Annotated in this window: 14 protein-coding genes; 10 read left to right on the top strand and 4 right to left on the bottom strand. The window is 51.4% G+C overall.

Annotated features, from left to right (window positions below):
* The first annotated feature begins 34 nt into the window (after positions 1-34).
* Together GJJ30_RS21265 and GJJ30_RS21260 are read left to right on the top strand one after the other, a co-directional pair.
* Complete coding sequence (locus GJJ30_RS21265) at positions 35-2113, top strand: CehA/McbA family metallohydrolase domain-containing protein (protein ID WP_154177206.1); 2079 nt, start codon at positions 35-37, stop codon at positions 2111-2113.
* Between the two features lie 137 nt (positions 2114-2250).
* Entirely contained in the window at positions 2251-4002 is a 1752-nt protein-coding gene (locus GJJ30_RS21260; RefSeq protein WP_154177205.1) for an alpha-L-rhamnosidase-related protein, read from the top strand.
* A gap of 236 nt (positions 4003-4238) precedes the next feature.
* Here GJJ30_RS21260 and GJJ30_RS21255 read toward each other — a convergent pair whose 3' ends face one another.
* The 4 genes from GJJ30_RS21255 to GJJ30_RS21240 all read right to left on the bottom strand — a co-directional run bounded on the left by GJJ30_RS21255 (position 4239) and on the right by GJJ30_RS21240 (position 9065).
* Positions 4239-5078: a hypothetical protein gene (locus tag GJJ30_RS21255; RefSeq protein ID WP_154177204.1), complete on the bottom strand. Its 840-nt coding sequence runs from the start codon at positions 5076-5078 to the stop codon at positions 4239-4241.
* A gap of 112 nt (positions 5079-5190) precedes the next feature.
* A complete protein-coding gene (locus GJJ30_RS21250; RefSeq protein WP_154177203.1) occupies positions 5191-7428 on the bottom strand; it encodes a xanthine dehydrogenase family protein molybdopterin-binding subunit in 2238 nt (745 codons plus the stop codon).
* A gap of 12 nt (positions 7429-7440) precedes the next feature.
* Positions 7441-8439 carry an FAD binding domain-containing protein gene (locus GJJ30_RS21245; protein ID WP_154177202.1) on the bottom strand — a complete coding sequence of 333 codons (999 nt, stop codon included), beginning with the start codon at positions 8437-8439 and terminating at the stop codon, positions 7441-7443.
* Positions 8436-9065, bottom strand: coding sequence for a (2Fe-2S)-binding protein (locus tag GJJ30_RS21240; protein ID WP_154177201.1), 630 nt, complete (start codon positions 9063-9065; stop codon positions 8436-8438). Before GJJ30_RS21240 ends, GJJ30_RS21245 begins: the two co-directional genes overlap by 4 nt.
* A gap of 184 nt (positions 9066-9249) precedes the next feature.
* Here GJJ30_RS21240 and GJJ30_RS21235 point away from each other — a divergent pair, with 184 nt between their 5' ends.
* The 8 genes from GJJ30_RS21235 (at position 9250) to GJJ30_RS21200 (ending at position 20797) form a co-directional block, all read left to right on the top strand.
* Entirely contained in the window at positions 9250-10287 is a 1038-nt protein-coding gene (locus GJJ30_RS21235) for a LacI family DNA-binding transcriptional regulator (protein WP_154177200.1), read from the top strand.
* Between the two features lie 68 nt (positions 10288-10355).
* A complete protein-coding gene (locus GJJ30_RS21230) occupies positions 10356-11597 on the top strand; it encodes a mandelate racemase/muconate lactonizing enzyme family protein (RefSeq protein ID WP_154177199.1) in 1242 nt (413 codons plus the stop codon).
* 58 nt (positions 11598-11655) lie between these two features.
* Entirely contained in the window at positions 11656-14790 is a 3135-nt protein-coding gene (locus tag GJJ30_RS21225; protein ID WP_154177198.1) for a SusC/RagA family TonB-linked outer membrane protein, read from the top strand.
* A 35-nt stretch (positions 14791-14825) separates the two neighbouring features.
* Positions 14826-16373, top strand: coding sequence for a SusD/RagB family nutrient-binding outer membrane lipoprotein (locus GJJ30_RS21220; RefSeq protein WP_154177197.1), 1548 nt, complete (start codon positions 14826-14828; stop codon positions 16371-16373).
* Positions 16374-16504: 131 nt separating this feature from the next.
* On the top strand, positions 16505-17737 hold the full coding sequence (gene dgoD, locus GJJ30_RS21215; RefSeq protein WP_154177196.1) for a galactonate dehydratase: 1233 nt from the start codon (positions 16505-16507) through the stop codon (positions 17735-17737).
* Positions 17738-17796: 59 nt separating this feature from the next.
* A complete protein-coding gene (locus GJJ30_RS21210; protein WP_154177195.1) occupies positions 17797-18795 on the top strand; it encodes a 2-dehydro-3-deoxygalactonokinase in 999 nt (332 codons plus the stop codon).
* Positions 18796-18806: 11 nt separating this feature from the next.
* Entirely contained in the window at positions 18807-19451 is a 645-nt protein-coding gene (locus GJJ30_RS21205; protein ID WP_154177194.1) for a bifunctional 4-hydroxy-2-oxoglutarate aldolase/2-dehydro-3-deoxy-phosphogluconate aldolase, read from the top strand.
* 41 nt (positions 19452-19492) lie between these two features.
* Positions 19493-20797 carry an MFS transporter gene (locus tag GJJ30_RS21200; RefSeq protein ID WP_310588356.1) on the top strand — a complete coding sequence of 435 codons (1305 nt, stop codon included), beginning with the start codon at positions 19493-19495 and terminating at the stop codon, positions 20795-20797.
* Positions 20798-20799 lie beyond the last annotated feature (2 nt).

Here is a 20799-nt window from a genome sequence, read left to right as displayed (position 1 = left end):
AATGTCTGATTTTCACTATCCTAAACCTCCGTTTATGAAAAAATATCTTTTCTTGTTATTCGCCCTGTCCGGTTTGATTACGCAGGCCCAGGTGCGGGTAGATATGACCGGTTTTCAGAAACATGACGGCGCCACCGTTGTCAGGCAGGGCACTAATCTGGTGGTAAGCTGGCCCGCTACTGCGAAGGAAAAAGGGAAGCTGGTGATTAATCTGGAAAAGGAAAAACCGCTCTTCAACAGCATTCAGCTTTCGCAGCAGGGAGCATTTAAAGAGATTGCCAAAGCGCTCGATCCGGCATTTGTACTGACCGTGGGCAAACGGGATCTGATCTCCCAAAATGGCTGGAACATCTTTTTCGACAAAACCAATCGGCTGCCCCACAAGTCGTACGCCGTGGCGCTCGACAAACGGAGCGCGAGCGTCAAAACCGTCGGGACGCGCACCATCGTTCGGATTTCCGAAGTCCAGGCGGCTACGTTCAAAGGCGATATTGAAATTACGGTTTACAACGGCAGCCCGCTGTTCAACGTGGCCGCCGTGATGGCGACGGAGGTGGATTCGACGGCCATTCTGTACGATGCCGGCTTGGTTACGAAAGTGCCGGTCTGGAAAAACATCGCGTGGTCGGATACTGAAAATAAGTTACAACGTATTCCAGCCGATTTGAAAGAACCCAACAAAGCGCAGACGGTCAAATACCGCACCATCATCGGCGTCAGCGATCAGGGTAGTCTGGCGGTTTTTCCGGCGCCCCATCAGTATTTTTATCCGCTGGACGAAGCGTTTAACCTGGATTTTACCTGGCACGGTTCCGGCTACCGCAGTCTCGTTCCGGATTTCGGGATCGGAATTCGACAGGATCTGATGGGCGACCGGCGCTGGGTTCCGTGGGTCAACGCTCCGCCGAAAACCCGCCAGCGGCTCAATTTTTTCTGTCTGTTAAGTACCGATGATCCGGGCAAAACGCTGGACGAAGTCAAGAAATTTACGCACAACGACAAGTACCCGAAGGTGGCCGGTTACAAAACCATGTCGAGCCATTTTCATAATGAATTCACGATGAGCGTGGTGCTGGCGAACAAACCGATTCCCGAAAAACCGGCCTTCGTGGATGTGTTCAAAAACTCGGGGGTCGACATTGTCCACCTGGCGGAATTTCATGGACCCGGCCACCCCAAAGGTCCGGATAGTTTGCGGCTGCGGGAGTTGAAGGCATTATTTGAGCAATGTAAACGGCTGTCTACCAAAGACTTTCTGCTGCTTCCGGGCGAAGAACCCAACAACTTTTTCGGCGGTCACTGGCTGGAGTTTTTCCCGAAACCAATTTACTGGATCATGTCGCGAAAACCGGAAATGCCGTTCATGACGCAGGACCCGACCTACGGAAAAGTGTACCGGATTGCCGATAAAGACGACATGCTGAAACTGCTGCAATTAGAAAACGGCTTAGCCTGGACCGCTCACGCCCGTACGAAAGGCTCGACCGGTTATCCCGATAAATACAAGGAAGAGGAGTTTTTTAAATCCGATCATTTCTTTGGGGCCGCCTGGAAAAACATTCCGGCCGATTTGTCGGAACCACGCCTGAGTCGCCGGGTGCTGGATTTGATGGACGATATGGCGAATTGGGGACACAAAAAGCACGTCATCGCCGAGTCGGATATTTTTACGATGGAACCGGAAAATGAAACCTATGCCCACCTCAACGTCAACTATTTGCAACTGGATAAACTGCCGGAATTCAGTCAGGGCTGGCAGCCGATTCTGGATGCGATGAAGCAGGGCAAGTTCTTCGTGACCACCGGCGAGGTGCTGTTTCCGGCGTTTTCGGTGAACGGAAAAGGGGCCGGTGAAGCCGTAAGATTGCCGGCGGATGGAAAAACCGACATCGTACTGGACGTGGACTGGACGTTCCCGCTAACGTTTGCCGAAATCGTCTCGGGCGATGGCAAAGCGGTTTTCCGCGAACGAATCGATCTGACCAAAACGCTGCCGTTTGGCAAACAGAAATTTACCTTCAACACGAATCTGAAAGGCAAAAAATGGGTTCGCGTGGAAATCTGGGATGCCGCAGTGAATGGAGCATTTACGCAGCAGGTTTGGCTGGAGTGAATGACGATTGACGATTGACGATTGACCATTGACGATTGACCATTGACGATGGTCGGCGGTCGGCCGTCGATGGTCAATCGTCCATGTTTACCAATTACTTTTGTCCCTAAATCCAAAAGTGCCCTTTAGTAACTACTATGAAAAAAACGTACTCGCTTCTCTTCTTCTTTTGCCTTGCCCTGACCGGAGTTTCTCAGGCCCAGCTTCCACCGATTTTTGAAAACTCCCGCGCGCAGCAGGCGCAATCGGAAGCCACGGTTCGGCGGTTTTTGTCGCCCGTCCGTATTTTATGGCAAACTGGTACCATTCGGAATGCCGAACGACTGCTGAAAGTGGGAAATGGCCAGGCCGATCTGTCGGGGAAAGACATGTGTTCGCTGAAGAGCGACGGGACTGGCAAACCGAGTCTGCTGCTCGATTTTGGGCGGGAATTGCACGGCGGTTTGCAGATTGTGACGGGCCAATGGAAAGAAAGCAAGCCGATCACGGTCCGCATCCGGTTTGGCGAATCGGCCAGTGAGGCCATGTCGACCATCGAACCGAAACAAAACGCGACCAACGACCACGCCATCCGGGATCTAACGGTGCAGGTGCCGTGGCTGGGCAAACTCGAAATCGGCAATACCGGTTTTCGCTTCGTTCGCATTGACCTCGTGGACGGTGATACGGAGTTGTTACTGAAAGAGATACGGGCGATTTTTGTTTTTCGGGATATTCCCTACCTCGGCTCGTTTCACAGCAGCGACGACCTGCTGAATAAAATCTGGGCAACCGGCGCTTACACAGTCCACCTCAACATGCAGGACTACCTCTGGGACGGCATCAAGCGCGACCGGCTGGTGTGGGTGGGTGATATGCATCCCGAAGTTTCGACCATCAATGCGGTTTTTGGGTACAACGAAGTCGTGCCGAAAAGCCTGGATCTGGCGCGCGACATCACGCCCTTGCCCGGCTGGATGAACGGCATCAGCACGTATTCGATGTGGTGGATTCTGATTCAGAAAGACTGGTATCTGCACAATGGCAAGCTCGATTACCTGAAACAGCAGCAACCGTATCTGGTCAAACTGGTGAATCTGCTGATTCAGAAAATTGACGATAAAAACAGTGAAAAACTGGACGGAACACGGTTTCTGGACTGGCCGTCGAGCGAGAATCCGAAGGGCATTCACGCCGGATTGCAGTCGATGATGGTGCTTTCGCTGAATGCCGCCGGGGAGCTGAGTCGCATTTTGAACGACCCGGCAACGGCTAAAAAATGTACGGAGGCCGTCGCCCGATTGAAGCAGTACGTTCCCGATCCAAACAACTCCAAGCAGGGCGCGGCTTTGCTTGCCTTGTCCGGTTTGGTGCCTGCCGAAAAAGCCAACAAAGACGTTCTGGCCGTGAACGGTGCGCACAATTTCTCAACCTTTTATGGGTATTACATGCTTCAGGCGCAGGCCCAGGCGGGGGATTACAAAACCGCTCTGGCCAACATCCGCGAGTTCTGGGGCGGTATGCTCAACCTGGGCGCTACATCGTTTTGGGAGGACTTTAACCTGGATTGGGTGAAGAACACCGGCCGCATCGATGAACTGGTCAAAGAAGGTCAGAAAGATATCCACGGCGATTGCGGAGCCTATTGCTACGTCGGTTTTCGGCACAGTCTGGCGCACGGCTGGGCGTCCGGCCCGACACCCTGGCTGACGGAGCACGTGCTGGGCATCAAAGTGGTGGAACCGGGTTGCAAAGCCATCAAAATTGAGCCGCATCTGGAAGATTTAACGTTTGCCGAAGGCACATTCCCAACGCCCTACGGAATTGTCAAAGTGAAACACACCAAACTGGCCAGCGGCAAAATTCAGACTGATGTTTCAGGTCCGAAAGAGGTGCGGATTATTCGCTAAGGAGAAATTTTATAGAGTCGCTTCTTTTTGCCATTAAAAGTAAGCTCTAACTGTTATAAGTCGCGTAGCGACTGAATGTTTGTAGCCCATAGCCAATGCATACCAAAGGTGGGTCGCGTAGCGATTTAATGTAAAGTTTTGTTGGGTCGCTACGCGACCTAGGTAAAATAAGCAAGCTTTATTTTCTACAAACATTCCGTCGCTACGCGACTAATAAAGATTCTTTACAAGATATCTTAATCGCAATCCATCAACGAAAAAGTATTCACTCGCTTGTTACCACCTTCTTCCACTGTTTGGGAAGTGACGATATTATGCTTGTTTTTAACGAGGTTGGTGATCTGGTAGGATCTGGCTAAAACCGGTTTGCCGGTTTTGTCAAAATAATAGGAATCGTATTTTTTGAGATTGTACGTCCGCCAGGGAATCAGGTTGAAAAAGTCAAAAGGCAGGCCCCGATTCGCCAGGAGCGATTCCGCACTTTGACTGGTTTTATCTACTGTAATGTCATCATAATCCAGTTTTACGCCATCGTCCAGGTAGTAGTATTTGAAATTTTCGTCAGCATCATAGGTGTACGTTTTTTCAAACGACGTCTGACTCCGGTCGGCAGGTTCGCAAAGTAAGCGGGTGATTCGTCCCGAAGCATCGTACGTGAGCGAAGTAGTAAAATAGACGTCCTCATCGACCATATCCCGAACCTGCGTCAGTTTGCCGTTCGTCCAGCTGCACTCAATTTTGTTACCGATCGACCATTTACTTATCTCGTCAGGCGATTTCCCGTCAATTGTAATTTTTGCCCCCGTTATCTGATGGCGGTTGTTGTAGCCAAATAGATAAACAAACGTGTGTTTCTCAGCGGATTCTGTGAAGTTGATCGTCCATTTGCTGACATAACCGTCCGCGTTGTATTCATATTGTTGCCTGGTGCCGTTGCCCCGGTCGACTTCCGATAGTTTGCAAGTTGCAGCCAAATCAGCCGGATCAATTTCGGATTTTTTGCAGTTGGTGACGCTCAGTGCCGCAAGGCCAATCAGCAGGCTGGCGACCGCTTTTCTTAGTGATTTTATTCGCATGGATGGTGTGATTTGTGTTGGTCACCACAAACCTACGGACCGTCACGGATGCCGGTCGCATCCATTTATGCGAATGAACAGAACCGTTATTTGAACAGGCCATTCGCCGATGTTACACCAGCTTATCAACTGTAATCGGCAACTGTCGAACCCGTTTTCCTGTCGCGTGAAAAACCGCATTGGCAACGGCAGCCGCCACCCCGACAATCGCAATTTCGCCCAGTCCTTTGGAGCCAATCGGATTTACGTATACATCCGGCTGATCCACATAATACACCTCAATCTGCGGAATATCGGCGTGAACGGGGATGTGGTAACCAGCAAAATCCGTGTTCACGTAGCGTCCAAACCGGTGATCCATTACGGATTCTTCCATCAATGCCATGCCGATTCCGCCCACAATGCCGCCGATGGACTGGCTGCGGGCGGTTTTGTAATTGATGATTTTTCCGACATCCGCACAAGTGACCACCCGCGTTACCCGAACCTCAAACGTCAGCGGATTGACCTGTACCTCAACGAAATGGCAGCCGAACGAATACATCGAATACTGGTCGCGCTCCGGCCCCGGTTTTGATTCTTCCGTGACCTCCACCTGCGGTAACCGATGGTATTTTAAAATTTCCGAATAGGAAATGCCTGCTGACGGATTGGCAATCGGAAAAATTCGACCGGTTTTTGCGGTGATATCTTCAAAACGGCTATTGGCGAGTGGCGAACCGGGCATTGCAGCTGCCAGCGCCAGTAGCTTCTTTTTCAGGGACTCACAAGCTACGTGAACGGCGGAGCCAACGCTCGTAATCGTCGCCGAACCGTTCTGGCCGGGTGCGTCGGGCAAGCTGGAATCCCCCAGATCGAACCGGATTTTCTGCGGAGTCACGCCCAGCATTTTCGCGGCAATCTGGGTCATGGCCGTCCCGGTGCCGGGTCCAATGTCCATCGTGGCACTCTGCACCACCACCGAACCGTCGGCCAGCATGATGGCTTTCGCTTTGGAAGGATGACGGTGAAAACCGTACAGACTCGACGCCATGCCGTAACCGACCAGCAAGCCGTTTCGCTCCATTGAGCGCGGTTCGAGTGTTCGTTTATTCCAGCCGAATTGGTCGGCACCGATGCGGTAACATTCCTTCAGCGATTTGGCTGACCACGGCAAATTTCGCTCGGGATCTCGGTCTGCGTGGTTCCGAATCCGGAACTCCAGCGGATCGATTTTAAGTTCGTGAGCCATTTCGTCGAGGGCCGATTCCAGGGCAAACATGCCCGTCGCATCGCCGGGGCCGCGCATCCAGGTTGGCGTATTGACATCCAGATTGAGCAGGCGGTAACGAGTCGACACATTGGGGCAGGCATACATTGCCCGCGTCGCCAGAATCGTGCGTTCCAGGTGTTCTTCGTAGGTAGACGTTTGCCCGATTCCTTCGTGCGTAATGGCCGTCAACAAACCATCTTTGGACGCTCCAATCGCCAGCTTTTGCACCGTAAAAGGCCGGGAGCCCACCGAGGTTTGCATCAATTCCCGCCCTAAAACCAGCTTGACGGGCCGTTTTACCTTCTTTGCCGCCAACACGGCCGCGATGGTATGCGGCCAGACCCGGATGCCCGACCCAAAGGCGCCACCGATAAAGGGCGAGTTGACCTGCACATTTTCGCGCGGCAGTTTAAAGGTCGATGCCAGATTGCCCTGGGCGGATTTAACGCCCTGATTTTTATCGTAAATCGTCAGCTTGTCGTCGGCTTCCCAAACCGCAATGATGGCGTGTGGCTCGAGTGGCTGGTGATGCTGGGTCGGAAAAACGTAGGTTGATTCGAGCTTGACTTCAGCGGTTTTTATCGCGTCGGGATTGCCCCGGTCATAATCCTGAAAAGGCGAGGTTTTATTGCGTTGGACACTCTGCGCGACAGCAGCTTTCGCTAGGTTCGCTTCGAAATCGGTTTCGTGTTTTTCTGTCTGATAATTGACCTGGACCAGCGAAGCCGCATGACGGGCCTGCTCCAGCGTTTGGGCAACCACCACCGCAACAGGCTGGCCGCTGAAATAAACGAAGTCATCGTAAAAGACCCGAAACGCCGTTCCGATGGGCGCCCGTTCGGCAGGTTGCTTGACGGACGGATAACCCGGAACGCCGGGCGAGTTTAGATGACTGATCACCGCCAGCACACCCGGTGCCGCTTCAGCTAATTTGGAATCCAAACCAGTAATCCGACCTTTGGCAATCTTGCTCGTGACCAAAACCGCATGCGCCAGATTTTTAAACTGGTATTCAGCCGAGTACGTCGCGGTCCCCGTAACTTTCAGCCGACCATCGACGCGATCTAAAGAGGGTTCGGGCAAATTGGCGTTTGACATAGGAAAGCGCGGTTAAACCAGAGCCACAGCGTTTTTGAGTGCCTGAATGATGGCGTTTGGAGTTAATGTCAATTTATAGGTATTGTGCTCAAATGCTTTTGCGCCCTGCATGGCAAGTTCGGCGGCTTTCCGGAAGGTTGCTTCGGAAACCGGCTGGCCAACCAGCGATTTTTCGACTTCGAGCAGTCGCCAGGGCTTGTGAGCTACTCCGCCCAGAGCCAGTCGCGCGGATTTAATGCGGTTGTTTTCGAGATCGAGGGCCGTTGCAACGGATACCAACGCAAAGGCGTACGACGCCCGATCGCGGATCTTCAGGTAATGAATGTGCTTCGTAAAAACCGCATCCGGTATTTCGACCGCAACGATTAACTCACCCTTTTCAAGATTCGTGTCCAGGTCAGGACGGTTTTCGGGTAAGCGGTGAAAATTACTAAAAGGAATTCGTCGTTCACCCTGTATTCCAACCGCCACAACCGTCGCATCCAGCGCCGATAACGCCACGCAGAAATCGCTTGGGTGGACGGCGATGCAGCTTTGCGTCGGATCATTTTTGCTGACTCCAAAAATGGCGTGCGTTCGGTTGATTCCTTCCAGCGCTCCGCAGCCAGCCCCCGGTTTTCGCTTATTACACGGAAAAACCGGGTCGTAAAAATAGGGGCAACGAGTGCGCTGGAGAATGTTGCCGCCGACAGTGGCCATGTTGCGCAACTGACCCGATGCGCCCGCGTTCAAAGCCTGAGCCAGCAGCGGGTGATTTTCCAGAACCAGCTTGTGTTGAGCCACTTGACTGTTTAGCGCCAGCGCTCCGATGCGAAGAAATCCATTCCTTTTCTCAATCTTTTTGAGCGGTAAACCGTTGATATCGACCAGTTTTTCGGAGCTGTCGATGCCGCGTTTCATCAGGTCGATGAGGTTGGTACCACCGGCAATATACCGGGCGTTGGGGTCGGATGCTACGGCTTCGATGGCGTCTTTCAGTCGGGTAGGTCGGACGTACTGGAACGGTTTCATACGGCTTGGCCTCCGGTTTTGACGTCCATAATAGCCTTTACGATGTTTGGATAAGCTCCGCACCGGCACAGGTTACCGCTCATGTATTCCTGAATTTCGGCTTCCGAGTTGGCATGGCCCTCGCGGATGCACGAAACCGCCGACATCACCTGGCCGGGTGTGCAATACCCACATTGGAAACCGTCGTGTTTGATGAACGATTCCTGCAAGGGATGCAGTTGCGTGCCATTCGAAAGTCCTTCAATGGTCATAATTTTTTTACCCTGCTGCATAATTGCAAAACTCAGGCAGGACAACACCCGCTGACCATCCACGTGAACCGTGCAGGCACCACACTGGCCGAAATCGCAGCCTTTTTTGGTGCCCGTCAGGCCGAGCTGCTCGCGGAGTAAATCAAGAAGTGTGCTTCTTGGATCGATGGCAAGTCGCCGTTTGGTGCCGTTGATCGACAACGAAAGAGGAATTTTGTCCGCATCTGCGAGGGGCGGTTCTGCTCCGTCGGCCTGCTGGAACGGGAAAGGAGTGAACGTCAGGCCCGCCAGCGCCAGCGACTGTTTCAGAAACAACCGACGGTCCTCCTGGTGATCGGGGCCGGGATGAGCTTCACTGCCTGGAAATTCGTCCATTTATGATTTCAGGTTTAAGGGTCGGAATGGTCATTCAAATGTAGCAAGAATGAAATTTAGATAGGAACGCGACCGGCATCGTTCTCATTCAAATTCAAATAATAAAACTAAATAAAAAAAATATACCATTTTGTTTTTTGTTTAATCGATTAAACATACATTTGAAACGGTCGTAACTGTACGCATGAACAAGAAGAAAGTTTCCCTTAAGGACATCGCCGAAAAAGCCCAGGTTTCAACTGCCCTGGTCTCCTATGTGCTGAACGGGAAAGAAAAAGAAAGTCGGGTGGGGCACGAGATTGCCGTCAAGATCAAACAGATTGCCAAGGAGCTTAATTACCAGCCGAATTACCTGGCGAAAAGTTTAAGGAGCGGAAAAACCCAGACCATCGGGTTGATCATTGCCGATATTTCGAACCCGTTTTTTGCCAATATCGCCCGAATCGTGGAAGACGAAGCCAAGAAAAATGGCTACACGGTGATCATCGGCAGTTCGGACGAGACGGCGGAGAAGTCCTGGGATCTGATTACGGTTTTTCTGAACCGGCAGGTTGACGGTTTTATCATCGTTTCGTCGGAAAATTCGGAGGAACAGATTCACTATTTGATCGAGCGAAATGTCCCTTTTGTGCTGCTGGACCGCCATTTTCCCGAAATCCCAACGGATTTTGTGTCATTGAATAGTTTCAAAGCGGCCTATGATGCGGGTTCACACCTGATTCGGGGCGGTTATAAAAATATCGGGCTGATTGCGTACCAATCTCAACTTTTTCACATGCAGGAGCGAATCCGGGGATACCGGTTTTCGCTGGAGGATCACCGGATTCCGTTTCGCCCGGAATGGCTGAAAGAAGTCGGGTTTAACACCATTGAAGAGGAAATCAAAGTCGGTATTGATGATATGCTGGCTTCCGAATATGCCGTTGACGCCCTGATTTTTGCAACCTATCGGCTGGCCATTACGGGCTTGAAATACATCAATTCATTGGGATTAAAAGTCCCTGAAGATCTGGCAATTGTCAGTTTTGGTCAGGCCGAGGCATTCGATTTATACTATTGCCCGATTACGTACGTCCTGCAACCGATGCATGAATTGGGAAAAACCGCCGTCGAAATTCTCATTCAAAAACTGAAAAAACCGGATAGCGAAAAGAAACAGATCCTGATGGAAGCGAAGCTGATGGCGCGGGATTCGTCCCGACCCAAAGCGCCGGTTCGCTGACCGTTATTCTTTTTTGGTGCTTGCTTAATCGTTTAAACAAATACTTTTTCATTTTTAACCTGGATTCTATGTTACGAAGAAATTTCCTAAAATCTGCTGTGCTGGGCTCAGGGGCCGTGCTGGCCGGTTTTCCTTTGATGAGTGAAGCGGCTATTCCTAAACTGAAAATTACCAAAATCCGGTACTACGCGGCTCCCGGTTACAACAAACCGCTGTTCAATCAGGCCCGGGGTATTGTTGAAATTGAAACCGACGGCGGCATTATCGGCGTTGGTGAGGGTGGCTCGAAAGACATGATCGAGCAGTGCGCCCAGATGATGATTGGCGAAAATCCGTTCCGGATCGAGCACATCTGGCAGAATCTGTACCGTGGCATGTTCTACCCGCCCGGTCGCGAGAAACTGCACGCGCAGGGCGCATTGGATATGGCGCTCTGGGATTTGAAAGGAAAGGCGATGGGCGTACCGGTATACGAATTGCTGGGGGGAGCCACCCGCGATTACGTCGAGTGTTATGCCACCGGTTTTCGGGCGTCGAAAGCAACCACGGAAGAGGGTCGCGCCCAGGATTGCATCAAGGCGGGTTTGCGGGCCTACCGGATCGGACCCACCGGCGGCAATGGCCCCGAACCGTTCGATTTTTACGATAATGCCAAGAAAACCATTGAGTTGTGCAAGCGTATCGATGCTGCGGTGGGCGGTGGTGGCAAGTGGGCGATCGATCTGCACACCCGGTTTGACACGACGGAGGGCATCAAAATCTGCAAGGCACTCGAATCGCTGGAACCGTATTTCGTGGAAGATATTGTTCGTTCCGAAAACCCGGACGTCTACAAAACCGTTCGCCAGATGACCAACGTTCCGATTGCGGTGGGCGAGCAGTTTGGGGACCGCTGGGACAGTAATACCTTCATCGAGCAGCACCTGATCGACTACACCCGCTTTACGATTCCGAATACCGGCGGTATTTCGGAGTTCAGGAAACTGGCGTCGATGTGCGAAACGCATTACGTGGGCATGATTCCGCATTTTACCGGCCCGCTGGCTACGGCGACGTTGGTTCACGTGCTCGGTTCGAGCAGCCCGATGCGCTGTTTGATGGAACTGGGTGGGGGAGAGCCTGAGCGGCCTCCTTATTTCAACGAAGATTATATCAATTTCAAAAACGGCAAATTATATCTCAATCCGGAACCGGGTCTGGGCGTCAAATTTGACCCGAAGAAAGCCACATTTGTCATGGAAGTCGCGGAAAAAACCAAGTTTCCGCACCCGATACTGAAAGCGCCGGATGGCTCGATCCATAACTGGTAATTCAGGTTAGTGCTGCCTTTTATTATCCATCTCACCCTCAATCATCCTATTCCCGAACATGAAAAAACCTGTAAGAGTCTTAGTATGGCTGCTGTTTTTGTGCCAAAGCTACGGTTTTGCCCAAAGCAGCCGGATTACTGGTAAAGTAACGGGTTCCGACAACAAAGCCCTGCCCGGTGTCAACGTACTGGTAAGCGGTACGACGCTGGGCACGGTGGCAGATGCCGACGGAAACTACGCCATCAATGCCCCCGCCAATGCCTCGCTGGTGTTTTCCTACATCAGCTACCTCAGCCAGACGGTCGCAGTCAATGGCCGTTCCGTGATCAACGTCCAGTTGGTGGAAGATACGAAGAACCTGAACGAAGTGGTCGTGACGGCGCTTGGGATCAAACGCGAATCCAAAACACTGGGGTATGCCACGGCGACGGTCAATGCCGACCAGATTTCGACCAACCGCAGTCCGAACCTGATGACCGGTTTGCAGGGAAAAATGGCCGGGGTCAACATTTCCACCATGTCGACCGGGCCGGGCGGAAGCTCCAAAATCCGGATTCGCGGACAGTCGTCGTTCAGCGGGCAGAACAATCCGCTGATCGTGATCAACGGCGTGCCGGTCGACAACTCCAACTACGCCATCGGCGGGAATTACGGAAACCGGTCGGCCAACAACTCCGACGGGGGCGACGGCCTTTCCAGCATCAACCCCGACGATATCGAAACCATGACGGTTTTGAAAGGCGCAACGGCAGCCGCCTTATACGGTTCACGCGCTAAGGACGGTGTGGTGATGATCACGACCAAAAACCGGGGCGCGGGCAAAGGGTTCGGCGTGGAATACAACACCAACTACACGACCGACACGCCCCTGGATTTTACGGATTTTCAGTATGAATACGGACAGGGCGAAGGCGGTATCCGGCCAACAGCTCCGAATCCGACGTCGGGGGTCTGGAGCTTCGGGGAGAAATTCCAGCCGGGCATGACGCAGGTTTTGTTCGGCGGTGAAACCTATCCGTACGAGCCGGTTCGGAACCGCGTTCGCAAGTTTTACAAAATCGGTACCAACTTCACAAATACACTGACGGTTTCCAACAACGGCGACAACGGCGGGTTCAGTTTGTCGTTTTCGAACACCGACAACAAAGCCATTACGCCCAATTCGGACTTTAACCGCAAAACGATCAACATCGGTTTTACGCAGAACATCAACAAAAATCTGGTGGCATCGGGGAACGTCAATTACTCCAACGAGTATAACCGCAATCCCACGCAGCTGAACACCCAGGATTTTGCAACGCCGACGGTAGTGATGACGCTGGCCAACTCGATGCCGTTTGAAGCGCTGGAAAAAAATCAGGTGCTGCCAAACGGCGACGAGTTTGTGTTTTCCCGGTTTCTTGTGCGGAACAACCCGTATTATTCTGTGAATTACCACTTCGAGAACATCAAACGCGACCGGTTATTTGGCAACGTGGCGCTGAAATACCAGTTTACGAAATGGCTCTATCTGCAGGGCCGACTGGCGCAGGATCTGTACACCCGGAATCAGGATTACAACATTCCGAACGGCTACGCGCCGATTGCCAAAGCTCCGGCGGGTTACGTAAACGGGTCGTATACGCAGGACGTTCGGAAGTTTGTCGAACGGAATTATGACTTTATTCTGGGCGGAAATCACACCTTCGGCAACTTTGGCGTCGATGTAACATTGGGTGGAAACCAGCGGTTTGTGCGCATGGATTACAACAGCGTGACGGTGCAGGATTTCGTGCAGCCAGGCCTGTACACGGTCATGAACGGCCGGGTGAAAAACCCGTTGTACAGCCTGTCGGAACGCAAAATCAATTCGTTGTATGCAGCGGCTACCATCTCCTACAAAGAATATTTATACCTGAACGCGACGGCCCGGAATGACTGGTTTTCAACGCTTTCACCCGAAAACCGTAGTATTCTCTATCCCTCCGTTACGGGTAGTTTCGTGTTCTCGCAGGCCTTCAGCAACCTGCCAACCTGGCTGACATTCGGCAAGCTCCGCGCGGCTTATGCCCAGGTGGGCGACGACAACGTGAGTCCGTATTCAAACGCGTTGTTTTATGCCGTCAATAACAACAACTTCCCGACGCCTTCGGGCCAGTTGGTTCCGGTGGGCGGGATCAATGCGTCGTCGGTGCCTAACCGCAATCTGCGGCCGTTGCGGGTTTCGGAAGCCGAAGCGGGCGTCGAGCTGAAATTCTTCAATAACCGCCTGGGGCTGGATTTTACGTATTACCGGAAAATCACGGAAGACCAGATTCTGGCCACGCAGGTTTCTGATGCTTCGGCGTACACCAACAAACTGATCAATGTCGGCAAGAGCATGAACAAAGGGATCGAGTTGTTGCTGACCGGTTCCCCGGTGAATACGGCGAATTTCCGCTGGGATGTCAGCGCCAATTTCGCCTACAATACCTCCGAAGTGTTGACGTTGGGTCTGGGTGTGGCCGATACGATGATCACCGTCGGCGGTTCGGGCGGAAGCACGCTGCGGCAAGTGGTCGGAAAGCCGATCGGGCAGTTGTTCACCTTCAATTACTTACGTGACGCCCAGGGTCGGCAGGTATTCGACAAAGGGAGCGGACGGCCACTACGCAACGACACACCGGTTAATGTTGGCAATGCGCTGCCGAAATACTTTGGCGGTATTACCAACACCTTCAATTACCGGGGAATTACGTTGTCAGCCCTGATCGATTTCAAACTGGGTTTCAAGATGATCGGCGGTCAGAACATGAACTACCTGCGCCACGGTTTGCACAAAAAGACGCTGGACGGCCGGGCTGAAGGATACGTTATCGGCAAAGGTGTGAACCCCGACGGAGAGGTGAACACCACGCGCTCGGCGGTTCAGCCCTTCTATGAAACGCCTAACGTGCTCGGTATTTACGAGGACTTTATCTATAATGCCGGTTTCTGGAAACTGCGCCAGATTACGCTCGGGTACGATTTTACGAAGCTGTTGCCCCAGAAGTTTTTCATCAAGGGCATTCGCCTGAGTGCCGTTGCCAACAACGTGGCGGTTTTGAAAAAATGGACCGAAAACATGGACCCGGAAATGGTGAACAATGCGTCGGATAATTCCGCCGGTCTGGATTTCTGGCCGAGTTTGCCGCCCACCCGCAGCATCGGTTTCAACCTGAACATCAAGTTTTAGTCTGTTGAACTTTCCATAAAAGACAACGATCAGCCATGAAAACAAAACTGAAATATATCCTCGGTTTGCTGACAACCTTCAGTCTGTTAACCAGTTGCGACGATAAATTTGACGAAATCAATACCAACAAAGTGGATCCCACTTCGCTGGCGCCTTCGTTTGTGATGAACAAAGCGATCATCGACGCAACTTACCTCGACGGTTTTGGGACCCTCGAAATGCTGTGTTACGAGTTCGGCATTGTGCAGCAGATCATTACGCCGTACGGAAGCTCACTCGCCGGAGCCAATTACAACCAGAATAACGTAGCCAACACGCCCCTGGTCTGGCAAAACTTCTACCGGAACGTCCTGAAACAGATTGTCGATGTAGTTGAAAAAACGAAAAGCGACGCCAACCGGACCAATCTCTACCACTCGGCCCGCATCTGGAAAGCGTATTCATTCATGATCCTGACGGATACCTACGGCGACATTCCGTATAGCGAAGCGGCTAAAGGGTACATCAGCGAAATCACCTCGCCGAAATACGATTCGCAGGAGGTGATTTACAAGGACTTGCTGAAGGAACTGGACGAAGCTTCGGCGGCCCTGGACGCAACGAAAGCCATCGAAACCACCGATATTTTATACGGCGGTAACATCCCCAAATGGAAACGGCTGGGCTATTCGCTGATGTTGCGGGCGGCCATGCGGTTAACCAAAGTGGACCCCACGACGGCGAAGAATTACGTCACGAAAGCCGTTGCCGGTGGCGTCATGCAATCCAACGACGATAATTCGGTGATGCGTCATACGGCTTTGTATAACAACTGGATTGCTAACCACTTACAGGCTCGCGAAAAGACGAACTTCTACCTGACCGCTCCGTTTGTCAACTACCTTAAATCAAATAATGACCCGCGTTTGGGTTCGATTGCGGTGAGGTACGTTGGTGCCAAAGGCGGACCGGAGCAGGTGGCTTCCCGCGCGTCGACCGACCCAAAGGTGCAGATCGGGATGCCAATGGGCTACGATAACGTAACGGTTTCGACGCCAGCGGTTTTGGCTCAAAATGGCGTCGCCAGCCTCTGGGATTTTACGCAGGTTAACCTCAATACGGTTTTGAAACTTGATGCACCGGAATTTCACGTCACGTATTCGCAGACGCAACTGCTGCTGGCCGAAGCGGCTTTTCGGGGCTGGGTGACGGGCAATGCCGCAGATTATTTTACCAAAGGCGTTCGGGCCAATCTGGAACAAATGGCCGCTTATGACCCCGCAGCTGCGATCAAGGAAGATGCCATTGCGGCTTACCTGGCGGCTCACCCGCTCACGGCCGGGAAAGAACTGGATCTGATCAATACCCAATATTGGGTTTCGTCGTTCCTGAACGGCCCTGAATTATTTGCCAATTTCCGCCGAAGCGGTTTTCCGACCTTAGCCAAAAACCCATACCCGGCCTCCGAAATCACGGAAGACTTTATTCGCCGGATGCCGTACCCGGACAGTGAAAAGGTCGTCAACCTGCAAAACGTCAACGAAGCCATCGCCCGGCAAGGCCCCAATACGTTGAGCACGCGGGTTTGGTGGGATAAGAAGTAATAAAAAGTTTCGCGGAGATTAGCGGAGGTAAAAAGAGTTAAGCGGAGAATTAATAAAAAAAACTCTGCGTAACTCAATTTTACTCCGCTTAACTCCGCGAAATAACCCTCTTAAACTCATTACCAATCCATATGAAATCATCGAAAATTTCCCGACGCAATGTCATCCAGTCGGTTTTAGGAATGGCTGGTGCCGGGCTCCTTCTCCCGCAATCGTCGTATGCCAGCAAGCCCGGCCAGTTCCGGGATTACAGCAAAGTAAAAATCACCAAACTGGAAACCTTTCTGGTGAAACCGCGCTGGATTTTCCTGAAAATACACACCGACGTCGGTGTGGTCGGCCTGGGCGAACCGCTGCTCGAAGGCCGGGCATTAACGATCCAAACCGCCATTAAGGAAGTCGAACCGTACCTCATTGGCAAAGACCCCCGCGCGGTTGTACACCACTGGCAGGCCATTTACCGGCACGCTTTTTATCGTGGTGGCCCGATTTTAACGAGTGCGCTCAGCGGCATCGATCACGCGTTGTGGGACATCAAAGGCAAGCTGCTGAACGTGCCGGTTTATGAACTGCTCGGTGGGCCAACCCGCGACCGCGTGCGGATTTACGGGCGGGCCAGCAACGCCGAGGATATGAAGAAACGGAAGGCGGAAGGCTACACGGTAATCAAAACCGGGGTTGCCAAAAAGAACCCGGCCAACATTGTCGAAAATCCGAAGTTTATCCATTACGCCATCGACAATTTTGCCTCGCTCCGGGAAGCCGGTGGTCCCGATATGGACATTGCCATTGACTTTCACGGCGCCATTGCTCCGCAAACCTCCAAGCTGCTGATCAAGGAGTTGGAACCGTATAAACCCATGTTTGTGGAAGAACCGGTGCAGGCGCAGAACGTGGACGTCCTGGTTGACATCGCGCGGGGAACCCATTTGCCCATTGCTACCGGTGAGCGGATTTTTACGAAATGGGGTTTCCGCGAAATCCTCGAAAAAAGGGCCGCCAGCATCATTCAGCCGGATTTGTGCCACGCGGGTGGGATCACGGAAGGGCGACTCATCGCGGGCATGGCCGAAGCTTATTACGTGCCGATTGCCCCGCACAATCCGATGGGTCCGATTTCGCTCGCGGTGGGCTTGCACCTGGCCGCCAGCGTTCCTAATTTTCTGGTGCAGGAACAGGTTTCGCTGGGCGAAGGCTACCTCAAAAAACCATTCAAACTCGAAAAAGACGGCACGGTTTTGATTCCGACCGGGCCCGGACTTGGCATCGAGCTGGATGAAGCCCAGATGAAGGATAAAATCGGCCACGACTGGAAAAATCCGGAGTCCTACAACGCGCTGGATGGCTCAGTTGTTGATTGGTAACTGAGTGACGGTATACCAAAAACCGTATACTATACACCTAAACTTAAACACATTGGTGAATGAGTAACTATCTATTATGCTGTGACTGGGGTACTTCCTTTTTTCGATTGCGTTTAATCAATAGTTCCGATTATCGATTGATTGAAGAAGTTACTTCGCACCAGGGCATCGCGAGTATTTTTAATTCCTGGAAAGCGACCGGCGAACGGGCCGGGATTGCCCGGGAGCAGTTCTTTCGGGACGAGCTTACCAAACAGATTGCGGCTATCGCCCACAAATCCGGGAGTAACCTGGATCAGGTTCCTGTTGCGGTTTCCGGCATGGCGTCGTCGTCGATCGGCATGGAAGAAATTCCGTATGCCTCTTTGCCGTTTGCAATGGACGGTAGTCAGGCCAGTATCCGCCATTTTGAGGCCCGGGAGACGTTTCCCCACGAGTTGATTTTAATCTCCGGGGTGAAAAGTCAGGAGGATGTGATGCGCGGAGAGGAAACGCAGTTGATAGGGTTGAGCGCCCTCCTCGATTCGTTTGGAAACCGCCCGAAGGAAGCCATTTTTATTTTTCCGGGCACCCACTCCAAACACATGTATGTTCGGGATCAGATTCTGCAGAATTTTGAAACGTACATGACGGGCGAAGTCTTTAACCTCATGGCTTCGGCCAGTATTTTAAAGGATTCGGTGGATATCAGTGCGTTTAATGATTTTTCGGAAGATAATTTAAAAGCGTTTAATCTGGGGTTGAAAGAAGCGAATGACCCGCTTTTAAACCGGCTATTTACAGTTCGGACCAATCAGTTGTTTGGTAATTTAACGAAACAGCAAAATGCTTTTTTCTTAAGCGGCTTACTGATCGGTTCAGAATTAAAACCACTTCAGGAAAAGGAAGAATGGCAGCTGGTTTTATGCAGTGGAACCAATTTATTTCCCTTTTACCAGCAAGCGATTCAAGACCTGAATCTGTCGGAGCGGACGACTGTCATTCCGGCTGAATTGATTGATAAAGCCGCCATAGTTGGTCAGGTAATTCTTTTTCAGAATCAGAATTTAAAAGTTTAAGTTTTCAGCGAATGTCACCAAACCATTTTTCGTGGGAGTTATTTAAGAAAACACCCATTATTGGAATTGTCAGAAACCTGAGTGCCGAAGATGTCATGCGAATCTTCCCCATTTATCGGAATGCCGGGCTGACAACCATTGAAATAACCCTGAACACACCCGGTGCTGAAGAGCTAATTCGTTTCGGTTTAAAACAGGAAAAAACCGGGCTTAATATCGGTGCCGGAACCGTTTGTACGGAACAGGACCTGGAACGGGCCCTGGCGGCTGGTGCGCAATTTATTGTGACCCCAATCATTAACGAAAACGTCATCAAAACCTGCGTCGAACACGGAATTCCCATTTTTCCGGGTGCTTTTAGTCCCTCCGAAATTTACAGAGCCTGGTCGCTCGGCGCCCCGATGGTGAAGGTTTTTCCGGCGGCTTCGCTGGGTGTTAATTACATTAAGGAGGTCAAAGGACCTCTGAATCAGGTGAAACTGGTGCCGACGGGCGGAGTTGGTCTTGCCAACATGGCCGACTTTTTAAAAGCCGGTGCCGATGGCCTGGGAATTGGCGGACAACTGTTTGATTCAAAACTAATTAAGAAAAAAGATGACGATAGTCTTAAATCGCATTTCGAGAAGTTTATAAGCCAGTTAAAAACCGCTGGATGAATTAAGTTGATTGACAGTATTCACTGAAGAACCCAACCCTTGTGTCTGCCATTAAAATTAGAAATTACCGCTGGATTGTTGTCGCACTCGTTTTTATTGCGACGACCATTAATTACCTCGATCGCCAGATTATCGGTTTGTTAAAGCCCATTCTCGAACTCGAATTTAACTGGACTGAAACCGATTACGCCCGGATTGTAATGGCATTTACGGCCGCATACGCCCTTGGTTTAATTCTGTCCGGCTGGGTTATTGATCGGGTGGGAACGAAAGCAGGTTATACCATTACTATTGTATTCTGGAGCGTGGCCGGAATGCTGCACGCGGTTGCCCGCAGCGCAACGGGTTTTAGCTTAGCACGCCTTGGCCTGGGATTGGGCGAAGCGGGCAATTTCCCGGCCGCCGTTAAAACCGTTGCCGAATGGTTTCCAAAAAAAGAACGCGGGCTGGCAACCGGTATTTTTAATTCCGGTACCAGCGTGGGAGTCGTCGTGGCGTTGATGATCGTTCCCTGGATTTTACGGAATTACGGATGGCAGGAAGTGTTCTGGATCACGGGCGGTTTTGGTTTTGTCTGGCTAATATTCTGGCTGATTTTTTACGATGTTCCGTCGAAACAAAAGAGGCTTACGGCGGAAGAATTTGAACTGATCACCAGCGGCCAGGAAAAAACTGAAAATGAAGCCGATAGCAGCGTGTCCATCAACTGGTTTAAATTGCTTGCCTTGCCTCAAACCTGGGCTTTTATTTCCGGAAAAGCGTTCATTGATCCAATTTTCTGGTTCTTTTTATTTTGGCTACCGTCTTATTTTTCTTCAACTTATCACCTGGATTTAAAAAAAATGAGCCCGGAGTTATTGATCATTTATACTGCCACTACGCTGGGAAGTATTGGAGGAGGTTATCTGTCCTCATTTTTGATTAAAAGCGGCTGGCCAACTTTAAAAGCACGAAAAACCGTCCTGTTTGCTTTCGCCATAGTTGAGGTCTCCATCATTCTGGTGCAGTTTGCTTCCAATGTCTGGATGGTCGTTGCGCTGATGAGTCTGGCGGTTGCCGTGCACCAGGCCTGGGCCACGAATGTGTTTACGATTGCTTCCGATTTGTTTCCCAAACAGGCCGTTAGCTCGGTGGTGGGCATTGGTGGCATGGCGGGTGCGGTTGGTGGTATTTTTTTTCCGATGCTGGTAGGCTATTTACTGGATACCTATAAAGCCGCCGGAAACCTGGCGGGGGGCTATAATCTGCTGTTCACCATTTGCGGTTTTACGTATTTATTTGTCTGGACCCTTATTCATTTGTTAACCAGAAAGTCTAAATTGGTCGATCTTAATCAATTGACCTAATT

This window comes from Larkinella terrae (assembly GCF_009668025.1).
GTDB classification, from domain to species: domain Bacteria; phylum Bacteroidota; class Bacteroidia; order Cytophagales; family Spirosomataceae; genus Larkinella; species Larkinella terrae.
Note: the sequence above shows the minus strand (reverse complement) of the source record. Positions and strands in the feature narration are given on the sequence as shown.

Bases quoted from the DNA above. Each gene is read 5' to 3' on its own strand.
- GJJ30_RS21265 (WP_154177206.1), top strand. From the start codon at position 35: ATGAAAAAATATCTTTTCTTGTTATTCGCCCTGTCCGGTTTGATTACG.
- GJJ30_RS21260 (WP_154177205.1), top strand. From the start codon at position 2,251: ATGAAAAAAACGTACTCGCTTCTCTTCTTCTTTTGCCTTGCCCTGACC.
- GJJ30_RS21255 (WP_154177204.1), bottom strand. From the start codon at position 5,078: ATGCGAATAAAATCACTAAGAAAAGCGGTCGCCAGCCTGCTGATTGGC.
- GJJ30_RS21250 (WP_154177203.1), bottom strand. From the start codon at position 7,428: ATGTCAAACGCCAATTTGCCCGAACCCTCTTTAGATCGCGTCGATGGT.
- GJJ30_RS21245 (WP_154177202.1), bottom strand. From the start codon at position 8,439: ATGAAACCGTTCCAGTACGTCCGACCTACCCGACTGAAAGACGCCATC.
- GJJ30_RS21240 (WP_154177201.1), bottom strand. From the start codon at position 9,065: ATGGACGAATTTCCAGGCAGTGAAGCTCATCCCGGCCCCGATCACCAG.
- GJJ30_RS21235 (WP_154177200.1), top strand. From the start codon at position 9,250: ATGAACAAGAAGAAAGTTTCCCTTAAGGACATCGCCGAAAAAGCCCAG.
- GJJ30_RS21230 (WP_154177199.1), top strand. From the start codon at position 10,356: ATGTTACGAAGAAATTTCCTAAAATCTGCTGTGCTGGGCTCAGGGGCC.
- GJJ30_RS21225 (WP_154177198.1), top strand. From the start codon at position 11,656: ATGAAAAAACCTGTAAGAGTCTTAGTATGGCTGCTGTTTTTGTGCCAA.
- GJJ30_RS21220 (WP_154177197.1), top strand. From the start codon at position 14,826: ATGAAAACAAAACTGAAATATATCCTCGGTTTGCTGACAACCTTCAGT.
- dgoD (WP_154177196.1), top strand. From the start codon at position 16,505: ATGAAATCATCGAAAATTTCCCGACGCAATGTCATCCAGTCGGTTTTA.
- GJJ30_RS21210 (WP_154177195.1), top strand. From the start codon at position 17,797: ATGAGTAACTATCTATTATGCTGTGACTGGGGTACTTCCTTTTTTCGA.
- GJJ30_RS21205 (WP_154177194.1), top strand. From the start codon at position 18,807: ATGTCACCAAACCATTTTTCGTGGGAGTTATTTAAGAAAACACCCATT.